12 protein-coding genes (1 of these 12 running past the window's edge) are annotated in these 11,412 nt (G+C 65.4%); 4 read left to right on the top strand and 8 right to left on the bottom strand.

Features of this window, described 5'->3' with window-relative positions:
* On the top strand, positions 1-327 hold the final stretch of the coding sequence (locus tag KK488_RS17855; protein WP_214625055.1) for a lipopolysaccharide biosynthesis protein. It extends 1,179 nt beyond the left edge of the window; 327 of the gene's 1,506 nt are visible here — the last part of the coding sequence; the start codon falls outside the window, past its left edge; the stop codon is at positions 325-327.
* 6 nt (positions 328-333) lie between these two features.
* Here the strand turns inward: KK488_RS17855 and KK488_RS17850 are convergent, their stop codons facing one another.
* Positions 334-927 carry a class I SAM-dependent methyltransferase gene (locus tag KK488_RS17850; RefSeq protein WP_214625054.1) on the bottom strand — a complete coding sequence of 198 codons (594 nt, stop codon included), beginning with the start codon at positions 925-927 and terminating at the stop codon, positions 334-336.
* A gap of 94 nt (positions 928-1,021) precedes the next feature.
* Positions 1,022-1,450 carry a CBS domain-containing protein gene (locus KK488_RS17845; RefSeq protein WP_214625053.1) on the bottom strand — a complete coding sequence of 143 codons (429 nt, stop codon included), beginning with the start codon at positions 1,448-1,450 and terminating at the stop codon, positions 1,022-1,024.
* A gap of 1 nt (position 1,451) precedes the next feature.
* Here KK488_RS17845 and KK488_RS17840 point away from each other — a divergent pair, with 1 nt between their 5' ends.
* On the top strand, positions 1,452-1,904 hold the full coding sequence (locus tag KK488_RS17840; protein ID WP_250890653.1) for a hypothetical protein: 453 nt from the start codon (positions 1,452-1,454) through the stop codon (positions 1,902-1,904).
* A 97-nt stretch (positions 1,905-2,001) separates the two neighbouring features.
* Here KK488_RS17840 and KK488_RS17835 read toward each other — a convergent pair whose 3' ends face one another.
* From KK488_RS17835 to KK488_RS17815, 5 genes are all read right to left on the bottom strand, one after another.
* A complete protein-coding gene (locus KK488_RS17835; RefSeq protein ID WP_250890651.1) occupies positions 2,002-2,769 on the bottom strand; it encodes a DUF4167 domain-containing protein in 768 nt (255 codons plus the stop codon).
* Between the two features lie 291 nt (positions 2,770-3,060).
* Positions 3,061-3,921 (bottom strand): peptide chain release factor N(5)-glutamine methyltransferase, encoded by an 861-nt coding sequence (gene prmC / locus KK488_RS17830; protein WP_214625052.1) that lies wholly within the window; start codon positions 3,919-3,921, stop codon positions 3,061-3,063.
* Between the two features lie 206 nt (positions 3,922-4,127).
* Positions 4,128-5,207 (bottom strand): peptide chain release factor 1, encoded by a 1,080-nt coding sequence (gene prfA / locus KK488_RS17825; RefSeq protein ID WP_214625051.1) that lies wholly within the window; start codon positions 5,205-5,207, stop codon positions 4,128-4,130.
* A 174-nt stretch (positions 5,208-5,381) separates the two neighbouring features.
* A complete protein-coding gene (gene hisS, locus KK488_RS17820; protein ID WP_214625050.1) occupies positions 5,382-6,620 on the bottom strand; it encodes a histidine--tRNA ligase in 1,239 nt (412 codons plus the stop codon).
* Positions 6,621-6,822: 202 nt separating this feature from the next.
* Positions 6,823-7,932 (bottom strand): LLM class flavin-dependent oxidoreductase, encoded by a 1,110-nt coding sequence (locus KK488_RS17815; RefSeq protein ID WP_214625049.1) that lies wholly within the window; start codon positions 7,930-7,932, stop codon positions 6,823-6,825.
* Positions 7,933-8,160: 228 nt separating this feature from the next.
* On the opposite strand from KK488_RS17815, the gene KK488_RS17810 reads away from it, so the two are divergent.
* A complete protein-coding gene (locus KK488_RS17810; RefSeq protein WP_214625048.1) occupies positions 8,161-10,116 on the top strand; it encodes a M61 family metallopeptidase in 1,956 nt (651 codons plus the stop codon).
* Positions 10,117-10,136: 20 nt separating this feature from the next.
* Entirely contained in the window at positions 10,137-10,688 is a 552-nt protein-coding gene (ppa, locus tag KK488_RS17805; protein ID WP_214625047.1) for an inorganic diphosphatase, read from the top strand.
* Between the two features lie 53 nt (positions 10,689-10,741).
* On the opposite strand, the gene KK488_RS17800 is transcribed toward ppa, so the two are convergent.
* Positions 10,742-11,143, bottom strand: a complete 402-nt coding sequence (locus KK488_RS17800; RefSeq protein ID WP_214625046.1) for a hypothetical protein — start codon at positions 11,141-11,143, stop codon at positions 10,742-10,744.
* Between the last annotated feature and the right edge of the window lie 269 nt (positions 11,144-11,412).

The raw sequence follows: 11,412 nt of genomic DNA, 5'->3' as shown, positions 1-11,412 counted from the left end.
TTTGGCCCCCTTGGCCTTGCCGCCGCCTGGACGATCGGCCTGCCCCTGCTGATGATCGCCACGATTCGCATCGCGGGGCGAATCATGAATGTCAGCTTCGGCGATGTGATCGGCGCAGTGATGCCGGCGATCGGTGCCTCGGCGGCCATGGCGATCGTCGTGCAATTGCTTGACCATGCCCTGCCCATCCTGCCCGCGCCAGTGCATCTGGCGATTCTCGTCGTGGCGGGCGGGCTGGCCTATGGCGCCTTGCTGCTCGGCTTCGCGCGGCCACTCGTCAACGAACTGATCGGCATGCTCCGCCGGCGCAAGCCGGAGCCAGCCTGACTCGGCTCAGTCGCGCCGCGCCATTGCCCAGACGGTGACCGGGAAATCGGGATCGTTGCGCAGCGCCCGTCGCCAGCCGGCGCGCGCCCAGCGATGGAAATTGGCTTTCACTGCGGCCGCATTGCCCCAGCTGCCCGTCTCGATCCCGTCCGGATCGAACCCGGCTTCCTCCAGGAAATGCTTCATGCCCATCTCAGTCCAGCGCGAGCAGTCGATCGGGATCGGATGATATTTGATCAGGAACGGCGTGATGTTGATGAACACGCCGCCGGGCCGCAGCATCGCATGGACATGGCGCGCGGCGCGGGCGGGATATTTGAGATGCTCCCAGACATTGTCGGCGATGATGACATCGAACTGACGATCGAGCGCGTCGACGCAGATGTCGTGCTCGGGCCAGTTCATCTCGGTGAAGCTGCGCCAGTTGTGCGTGCGCCATTTCCAGCCGGCAGAGATTTCAAGCGCATCCTTGTCCGCGGTGCCATGCTGGTCCAGCCAGGCATCGATCGTACGATAGGGCACGACCCGCGTGATGTGCGTCTTGTCATAGCCGACGGCGCGGGCGAGCGATTCGACGGCCTGCTTCAAACGATCCTGCATGACACCCTGCATTGACTGGGGGACGGACGGAATGCGAGCCGGGCTCGCGTCCGCCATCCTTAACGCAGGGAGATTTGATGGCGAGTAAAGAGCGTCAGGCCGTCTGAATGTAGGAGCGCATCGCTTCCGCTTCCGCCTCGATGTGGTCCATCCGGGACTTGACCAGATCGCCGATGCTGACGAAGCCGATCATCGTTTCACCCTCGACGATCGGCAAGTGCCGGATGCGCCGCTTGGTCATCAGCGAGAGCGCCGAGATGATCGGCGTGTCGGCGCCGATCGTGACGGCAGGGCGCGTCATCACGGCCTCGACCGGCTTGTCGAGCAACGCCGCGCCCTCGCGCGCGAGTCCGTAGACGACATCACGCTCGGAAAAGATGCCGAGCACCCGCCCCTCCTCGACAATGGGCACGCAGCCGATCCGCTTCTCGGCCAGCAGGGCGATCACCTGCGCGACACTGTCCGTCGCTTTGGCCGAGATGATCGGGCCGCGTTTGTCGTCGACGAAGGATTTGACCGCCATCATGCCTCTCCACGGTTCATCGCTGACCGGGCCGGTCGACATCTGCGTGAAGACCGGCGGACGGTCGGATTGGGCGCCGACTATGCGCCTGTGCGATGATCAGGTCAAAGGTCTGTTGCTCGCATCCGTCCGCCCCCATATGGCGCGGACCATGACCAACGGCCCCGGTCTCGACGACCATCATCAGGCCCAGTTCGCCTGGGCGCGCTTTCGCAGGATCATGTGGGGCATGGCAGCGCTGGCGCTGGGCGTGGCGCTGGCCGTCGTCGCGCTGCTGTGGGCGCTGAGCGATCCGCTGCCGTGGATCTTCGTCGCGTTGATCATTGGCGGCGTCTGGGCGACGGTGATGATGGCGGCGCTGCTGATGGGCCTGATGTTCCTGTCGAGCGGCACCGGCCACGATCACCATGTACACGACCGGGTCAGCGCGGACGTGCTGGGTGAGGACGACTAAGCCCGGTCGGCCACAAATGAAAAAGCCTGCGTCCCCGCCGGAGCGGAAACGCAGGCTCTGATTCGGCCGCGCGTGGCGATTGCGCGCGCGGATATCCTTATTCGGCAGCTTCCGGAGCGCGCGGGCGACGGCCGCGGCGCGGCTTGGGCGCAACCTCGACCACGTCCTCAACTTCGGCCGGCCGGTCATCTTCATCGCTGACATCAATGCGGGCGATCGACGGTGGCAGGCCGGGCAGGCCGATCTCGACATCCCGATCGCCATCATCGTCATTGGCGAAGCTCTGGACGCGCTCGCCATCCCGATCCTGCCCTGGCTCGGGCGCACGATTGCCGCGTTCCTCGCTGCGATCCTGCTGGTTCCGGTCACGGTCGCGACCGCGATTGCGGTCCCGCCCGCCAGTCTGCTCACGGCCCTGATCGCGATTCTGCTCGCGGCGGGGCGGACGCTGCTCCTGCTGTGCGGGCGCGGGCGCGAAATCGTCGCCGTCGTCGCCCCCACCGTCGTTCAGCTCGTCACGATCATTGTCGAAATCCTGATCGCTGTCCTCGGGGCGCCGGAAGCGCTGGCCGCCCTGCCCGCCCTGCTGCTCTTCCTGACGGGCGCGATTGTCGGCGAGCACACGGAAATAATGATCGGCGAACTGGAAATAATATTCCGCGTTCACCCGATCGCCGGCCATCTGCGCATCACGCGCCAGGTTGCGGTATTTCTCGAGAAGCTGCGTGGCATTGCCGCGCGCGCGGTTGTCGATCCGGTTGCCGGAATCGCCACTGCCGCGATTGCCACCACCCCCGCCATTCTGGCGCGGGTTATTGTTATTCCGGCCGCGACGGCGACCGGCTTGACGGTTGTTGTTGATCAAAGGTTCGTCCCTGTGCTCTCAACTAAAATCTCGGTATCCCCGTGATAAAGCTCGAAACGCTGTGCATTCACATCGACGGCGGAGTGGTTCAGGCGAACCCCTCGCGCCCCGCGCTTCGGCCAACGGCTCCACGTTAGAACGCCGCCAAAACTGTGGGAGCAGGCCGCTTTCCCAGGCATAGTCGCGTGGGCGGGAGCAGCTCTGTAAGCTGCAGATAGTCGCTCCTGTCCGCCAAACCAAGTAAAAATCGCATGCGAGGGTTAAAAAGCCGCTTTCAACGCGGCGCATCGCTCAGGGGGCCTCCGTATCGGCGACGCGTGACCCCGCCGTGACGATGAGCGCGCGCGCCCGCCCGGCAAGATCCCGTGCGAGCCTGACCGCGAAGCCGGCCGCACGGAACAGGGCGCCGGCCGACTCTGCCTGATCGAACCCGATTTCGAAGATGGCGACGCCGCCCTCCGCGAGCAGCGCGCCCGTCTGCGTCGCGAGACGGCGATAGTCATCGAGTCCGTCCTCGCCGGCGAACAGCGCGCTCGCTGGTTCGTGGTCCCGCACGTCGGCCGGGAGCATCGCGCGCGTGGAGATATAAGGCGGGTTGCACAGGATGAGGTCGAACCGCTCCGCAATCCCGGCGCCCCAGTCGCCGACGCGGAACGTCGCGCGATCGGCCATGGCGCAGATCACGGCGTTCTCCCGCGCGATCTCGATCGCGGCCGGCGACGCATCGATGCCGAGGCCCGTCGCCTCGGGCCAGATGTCCAGCGCGGCGAGGAGCAGCGCGCCCGAGCCGGTGCCGAGATCAAGGATGCGGCGAGGCGGCGCCCGATCCTGGAAATGGCCGATCGCCGCCTCGATCAGCGTCTCGCTGTCCGGGCGCGGGATCAGCACGGCGGGGGTCACGCGCAGCGACAATGTCCAGAAATCGCGCTTGCCCAATATATAGGCCAGAGGCTCGTGCGCCAGCCGCCGCGCGATGAGCGCCTCGACGACCGGCGGCGCATCCAGGCGCGGCAGGCCGAGAATCATCTCCTCCCGGCTCAGGCCCAGCGCGAAGGCGGCGAGCAATTCGGCGTCCAGACGGGGCGTATCGCTGACGCGGGCGAGGCAGGCCGTGGCGTCGCGCAACCAATCGGAGAGCGGTCTGTCGGTCATGGACGCATTATAGAGCAAGATGTGCGAACATCGCGCCGGCGCCGGTTTTGCCAAGCCTCTGAAAAGAGACCGGAATCTCGCACAACTTCGCGATCATCAGGCGTATGCACAATGGAAATCATTTTTTCTTCGCTTTTTCAATATGTTGCCTGAATCATTCTAGCGAAGTTCTGACGATGTAGGACAGCCCTCCGTGGATGCCCGGCTCACGCCGCCATGTCGAGCTGGGCGAGGCGCGCCGCCTCGTCCTCGGCGATCAGCGCGGAGATGACCTCTTCCAGCCCCGGTCCTTCGAGAATCTCGGGCAGGCGATGCAGCGTCAGGTTGATGCGGTGATCGGTCACGCGGCCCTGCGGGAAATTATAGGTGCGGATGCGCTCGGAGCGGTCGCCCGAGCCGACCATCGCCTTGCGCGCGCCGGCATGCTCGGCCTGGGTGCGCTCGCGCTCGGCCTCATACAGGCGCGTGCGCAGCACCTTAAGCGCCTTGGCCTTGTTCTTGTGCTGCGACTTCTCGTCCTGCTGGGTGACGACGAGGCCGGTCGGCAGATGGGTGATGCGCACCGCGCTGTCGGTCGTGTTGACGTGCTGTCCGCCCGCGCCGGACGAGCGATAGACGTCGATGCGCAGGTCCGTCGCCTCGTTGATCTGGACGTCGACTTCCTCCGCCTCGGGCAGCACCGCGACGGTCGCCGCCGAGGTGTGGATGCGCCCGCCGCTCTCGGTGACCGGCACGCGCTGGACGCGGTGCACGCCGCTCTCGAACTTGAGCTTGGCGAAGACGCCGGTGCCAGTGACCGAGGCGATCACCTCCTTGTAGCCGCCCGCTTCCGAGGCATTGGCCGAGATCAGCTCGACCCGCCACCCCTGCGTCTCGGCATAGCGCTGATACATGCGGAACAGGTCGCCCGCGAACAGGGCCGCCTCGTCGCCGCCGGTGCCGGCGCGGATCTCCAGCATCGCCGAGCGGACGTCCGCCGCGTCCTTGGGCAGGAGCGCGATCGCCAGCGCATGCTCGGCCTGGGGCAGCCGGGAGCGCAACGTCTCCAGCTCCTCCTGCGCCATCGCCTTCATCTCGGGATCAGCGAGCATCGCCTCCAGTTCGGCCTGCTCGTTGCGCAAGGATTCGACATCCCCGGCCGCCTTCACCACCGGCTCCAGTTCGGCATAATCCTTGGACAGCTGGACGAACTGCTCGGGCGGCAGATCCGGCCGCGCCATCTGCGCCTGCACTTCCTCCTGCCGCCGCAGGATGGCGGCGATGCGCTCGGGGGAGATTTGCGCCACGTCAGGCCAACCTATCAAGCCCCTCCCCTTCGGGGGAGGGGGAAGGGGTGGGGTTGCCGCGCAACGGCATCTGCGAAACGGCGAGGTCGAGGAACGCGCTTGCGCGCGTCACCCACCCCCTACCCCTCCCCCGAAGGGGAGGGGCTAAAGAAGCACGTTCGGGAAACGTAGTGATCATCGGAAGGCGGGCCGCAAAAGCTTATCAAGCTTCGCTATTGTATCCGGATTCTCGCTCCGAATGTTGAGCATTGGCCGTCCATCTCCAACGCCAGCAGAAACCAGAGTTCGTGCCCCCATTTTCGCCGCCTTGTCGAAGCGTTTACGAGGCGATCCTGTGGCGACGATGTCGGCTGCAAGTCCGGCGCGACGAAGCGCGGTCAAACCGCTAATCGCCTGATCGAGCACCGCGTCGTTCTCCACAGCGATCACCACATCCAAAGCTGCGCTTTGGGCCGTCTCCAACAACATCCCCAGCCGCTCGATCCCCGCCGCCCAGCCGACCGCCGGAGTCACCGGGCCGCCGAGGGTCTCGATCAGGCCGTCATAGCGCCCGCCGCCGAGCACCGTGCCCTGCGCGCCGAGCCGGTCGGTGACGAACTCGAAGGCGGTGTGGCGATAATAATCCAGCCCGCGCACCAGCCGGGCGTTGCGGGTCCACGCGACGCCCGCCGCCTTGAGGCCGTCCGTCACCTTCTCGAAGAAGGCGCGCGCATCGTCGGTCAGATAGGCGTCGATGTCCGGCGCGTCGGCCACGATGGCCTGATCGCGCGGATCCTTGCTGTCGAGGATGCGCAGCGGGTTGCGGTGCAGCCGCTCCTGGCTGTCCTCGCTCAGGGCATCCTTGTGCCCCTCGAAATGCGCGACCAGCGCGCTGCGCCACAGCTCGCGGCTCTCATAGTCGCCAAGGGTGTTGAGCGTGAGCGTGACACCCTCGCTGATGCCCAGTTCCTTGAGCAGCTGGTCGGCGAAGATCAGCAGCTCCGCGTCGGCCAGCGGCTCGGCGGCGCCGATGATCTCGGCGTCGAGCTGGTGGAACTGGCGGTAGCGGCCCTTTTGCGGGCGCTCGTAGCGGAACAGCGGGCCGTGCGTCGCGACCTTGAGCGGCGCATATTGCTGCCAGCCTTCGGTGATGTAGGCGCGGGCGATGCCGGCGGTGAACTCGGGGCGCAGGGTGACACTGTCGCCGCCGCGATCCTCGAACGTGTACATCTCCTTGGAGACCACGTCGGTCGTCTCGCCGAGCGAGCGGGAGAACACGGCGGTCTGTTCGAACACCGGCACCTCGATGCGCTTGAACCCGTAAAGCTTGCGCACCCGCTCGAACGTCTCGACGACATGGGCGAAGCGATCCGCCATGTCGCCAAGCATGTCCTGGGTGCCGCGAATGGGCCGGGGTGTCTCGATCTTCGCCATGCGCGCGCCTCTAGCGGGATTTTTCCCGCACGGGAAGTGAGCGGCACCGCGGCCGTCGGCAAGTCCGCTTCGTCATCCCAGCGGAAGCTGGGATCTCATGCGGTGGACGCCCTTGCTGCCGGACGAGATGCCAGCTTTCGCTGGCATGACGGAAGAGGCGGTTGGGCGGTCCTGCTCTCTTCGCCCAGTCCCGCCGCCTGCCCTACTCCGCCGCCTCCAGGAAGCGGTCGTCGATCGAGGCTTCGGCCTGCCAGCTCTTGACCTCGGGCAGCACGGTCCGGGCGAACAGCTCGATATTCTTGCGCGCCTCGGCCTGCGGCATGCCGCCGAAATGGACATGCGGGAAGAAGCCCTGCGGCTGGTAGATCTCCTTCAGCTCCCACATCCGATCGAGGATCATCTGCGGCGTGCCCGCCACCACGCCCTTGGCGAAATTCTCGACATAGGGATCGATCGCCTCGGGCTGCAGCACCATCTTCTCGTAGCTCTCATAGCCCTTCATCGCGGCGAAGGTGCCGGGCTTGTCGAGGCTGTAGTTGCGGATCGCCGCGCGCATCGTGTTGGCGAGATATTTATGGCCCTGCTCCAGCGCATAGTCGGCATTCTCGTCGATATAGTAATTGCCGCCGACCATCGGCGGGGGCGGCACGCTGCCGTCGCCATGCACTTCCGCCCAGATGCCCTTGTAGAGATCCGGCGGCGTCTCCTGCCCGCGCTGGGGCAGCATCAGCACCATGTTGCCGAAGCCGAGGCGGGCGGCGGTGTACATCGACGAGCCGGACAGCGAGCCGCAGAACTTGCGGCCCTCGAAGCTCTTGAGCGGGCCGGGGCGCAGCTCGCGGCGAGGCTGATCGATATGCTGGCCCTTGCCCTCGATCACGCCGGTCTCGATCGCCGGGATCACCAGGTCGAGAATCTCGCTGTAGAGCTCGCGCGCCTTGGTCTGGTCGATGCGCAGGCCCTGATATTCGTGCGGCGCGAGGCCATTGCCGAAGCCCAGGATCGCGCGGCCGCGCGAGAGGATGTCGAGATTGATGATCTTCTCGGCCAGCCGCACCGGGTCGTGCCAGGGGACGATGATCACCTGCGTGCCGAGCTTGATGCGCTTCGTCCGCCCGGCAATGTAGGTGAGCAGCTGGAGCGGATCGTTGGACATGGAATAGTCCGAGAAATGATGCTCGGTAATCCACACCGAATCGAAGCCGAGCTCCTCGGCGAGGACGAGATTCTCGACCTCCTCCTGCACGAATTGCTGATCCGGATAGTCCCTGCCGCGCTGATGCGCGAAGCCGCTCGCCAAGCCTATGTGCATCTCTCTCTCCTTGTCGGGCCGCGTGGGATTGCCTCCCTCGTCGACCGCCGCTCTCTGTCACCTACCATCATAGCCATTGCGGCCCATCCGGCAAGGCGAGCGCCACCTCGGGCAAGGCGCGGTTCCACCAGAGGAAAGGCGGGCAATCGGCTGTTTGTGCGGTGCAGCGTCTGGACGCGCGGGCGCGGCGCTGCCATGCTCGCGGCTTTCATCATCCGGAGTGACCCGATGCGCCGCGCATTCCAATCCGTCCTTCTCGCTCTTGCTTTCTCGCCGCTGCCTGCCGTGGCCCAGGACGCGCCGCCAACACCGATCCACTCGGCCCCCGTCGCCGCGCCGCTGCTGCGTACCGTGCCCGAGCCGCGCGACATCGCCTGGGCCGGCGGCACGATGAAGCTGGAGGTCGACGCGACCGACACCGCGCGGCGGATCATCAACGTCAAGCAGACAATCCCGGTGAGCACCAGCGGCCCGCTGACCCTGCTCTTCCCGGAATGGATCCCCGGCAACCACGCGCCGCGCGGGCAGCTGGAAAAGCTCGCCTCGCTGGTGATCACCGCCAACGGCAAGCCGATCGAGTGGCAGCGCGACGCGCTCAACGTCTATGCCTTCCACATCTCGGTGCCGGCGGGCGCTGCCTCGATCGTCGCGACCTTCCAGTTCCTCGCGCCGACCAAGAGCGATCAGGGCCGCGTCAACTTCACCGATTCACTGATCAACCTGCAATGGTTCAGCGTCTCGCTCTATCCGGCCGGCTTCTACACGCGGCGCATCCCGGTGCAGGCCAATGTCACGCTGCCGCCGAACTGGACCGCCGCCACGGCGCTGCGCGGGACCAGGACCGGCAACACGATCAGCTATGACGCCACCGACTACGAGACGCTGATCGACTCGCCTTTGCTCGCCGGGCGCTTCTCGCGCACGATCGACCTTGGCCATGACGTCGCGCTCAACGTGTTCGCCGACGATCCCGAGCAATTGCTGGCCACGCCGGAGCAGGTCGCGCTGCACAAGAAGCTGGCCGACGAGATGATCTCCGCGTTCGGCGCGCGGCACTTCGATCATTATGACTATCTCTTCTCCATCTCCGAGACGCTGGGCGGCATCGGCGTCGAGCATCATCGCTCCAGCGAGAATGGCGTGGGCGAGGGCTATTTCACTAAATGGGCCGACTCGCTGGGCGATCGCGACCTGCTCGCCCATGAGTTCACGCATAGCTGGAACGGCAAGTATCGCAGCCCGGCCGGCCTGTGGACGCCCGACTTCTCGACGCCGATGCAGGACGATCTGCTCTGGGTCTATGAAGGCCAGACACAGTTCTGGGGCTATGTGCTGGCGACGCGCGCCGGCCTTTTGAGCAAGGCCGAGGGGCTGGACGCCTTCGCCGCCATCGCCGCGCGGCTCGACGCCACCAGAGGGCGCGAATGGCGGCCGGTCGCCGACACGACGCGCGACCCGATCATCTCCGCGCGCCGGCCCAAGGGCTGGCCGAGCTGGGAGCGCTCGGAGGATTATTATAATGAAGGCGCGATGATCTGGCTGGAGGCCGACGCGATCATCGCCAAGGGCACCAATGGCGCCAAGGGCCTCGACGATTTCGCCAAGGCCTTTTTCGGCGTCAACGATGGCGACTGGGGCACCCTCACTTATGAGCGCCAGGACGTCATCGATACGCTGAACAGCGTCTATCCCTATGACTGGGCGACGTTCCTGCGCGATCGGATCGACAGGACCAACAAGGAAGTCACCAAGGGCGGCTTCACGCTTGGCGGCTACAAGCTGGTCTATGGCGAGACGCCCAATCTCGAGGTCGCAGCCTACGAGAAGAGCGCCAAGACGGTCGATCAGCGCTATGGCGTCGGCCTCGTCGTCGGCAATGACGGCGACGTGAAGCAGGTGATCTGGAACAGCCCCGCCTTCAGGGCCGGGATGATCGTCGGCAACAAGATCGTCGCGATCAACGGCACCGAATATTCCGGCGACGGCTTCCGCGCCGCGATCAAGGCGACCAGCGACAAAAAGGCGCCGCTTTCATTCATTCTCAAGCAGGACAAGCAATATCGCACGATCACGCTCGATTATTCGGGGGGCTTGCGCTATCCGCGGCTCGAAAAAACAGGAGAGGGGCAAACGAGTCTCGACCGGCTTCTCGAAGCAAGGACCGGCGCGGCTCCCACAGGTTAACCTCTTGCAGCGAGTCTTGCATGAACATTGAACTCATCCCCGTCGGCGAAAATCCGCCGGAGAGCCTCAACGTCGTCATCGAAGTTCCGACCGGCGGCGAGCCCGTCAAATATGAGTTCGACAAGGCGTCGGGCGCCCTGTTCGTCGACCGCATCCTGCATACGCCGATGCGCTATCCGGCCAATTACGGCTTCGTGCCGCACACGCTCTCGCCCGATGGCGATCCGCTCGACGCGCTGGTCGTCGCGCGCTCGCCGTTCGTGCCGGGCTGCGTCGTGCGCGCGCGCCCGATCGCGGTGCTGAACCTGGAAGACGAGCATGGCGGCGACGAGAAGCTGCTCTGCGTGCCCGACAACGCGACCTTCCCTTATTATGCCGATGTGACCGAGAAAGAGCATCTGCCGGACATCGTGTTCCAGCAGATCGAGCACTTCTTCACCCACTACAAGGATCTCGAAGCCGAGAAGTGGGTCCGCGTCGGCACCTGGGGCGACAGTGCCGCAGCGCGCCAGATCACGCTCGAGGCGATCGAGCGCTATCAGCAGGACAAGAAGGCCAAGAACGCGGCCTGATCCTTCTTCGCCCCTCCCCTGGAGCGAAGCTCAGCGGGAGGGGCCCAAGGATCTCAGCGCGCCTTGCCCGGCTTGGTGTAAGGCACGAACTTGCTCAGATTGACGAACCCGCTCGGAAACCGCGTCGAGCGGTCGACCAGATGCACGACGTCCACATTGCAGAGCTGGCTGAGGCTGGTCTTGGTGACCATGACGTCGTCGTCGTCGAGCGAGCCGGGGTCCGCCGGCCGGTTCACATAGATGGTGCTTCCGGCATAATAGAGGATCGCCGTGCCGTCGATGATGGTGGTGGAGCGGATGTCGCGCAGATTGATGCAGGAGACCGGCTTGCCGGCGACGCGGCCGGCCAGCGCCTTGGCGAGCGCCGCCTCGCCCTTGGCATTGTCGGTCTTGGCGACGGCCGGCAGGCCCGCGAGCAACGCGGCGCCGGCGACGAGAGCGGGGAAGATACGCATGGCGTGACAGTCCTTCCTAAGGTCATATCAGTGGTCGCTATATCGTGCGAGCGCTGAACCTACCATGACCACCGTTCGGCGCCATTTGCACTATAGATTAACCATGTTCTGCTTAGTGTCGGTTCGGGCGATTTCTGTTCATGCCCGCGCGGCGATATTCTCGGTCGCCGGAACGCCGCATTTCCTCCAACCGCCGACAGCAGGGATCAAGGGGGCAAGACCGTCTCGATAAAGCGCATTTCGCTTCCGTTTTCGTCCCCTCGTTCCTA

Origin of the sequence: Sphingobium nicotianae (assembly GCF_018603885.1) — a bacterium.
Taxonomy (GTDB): Bacteria; Pseudomonadota; Alphaproteobacteria; order Sphingomonadales; family Sphingomonadaceae; genus Sphingobium; species Sphingobium nicotianae.
Note: the sequence above shows the minus strand (reverse complement) of the source record. Positions and strands in the feature narration are given on the sequence as shown.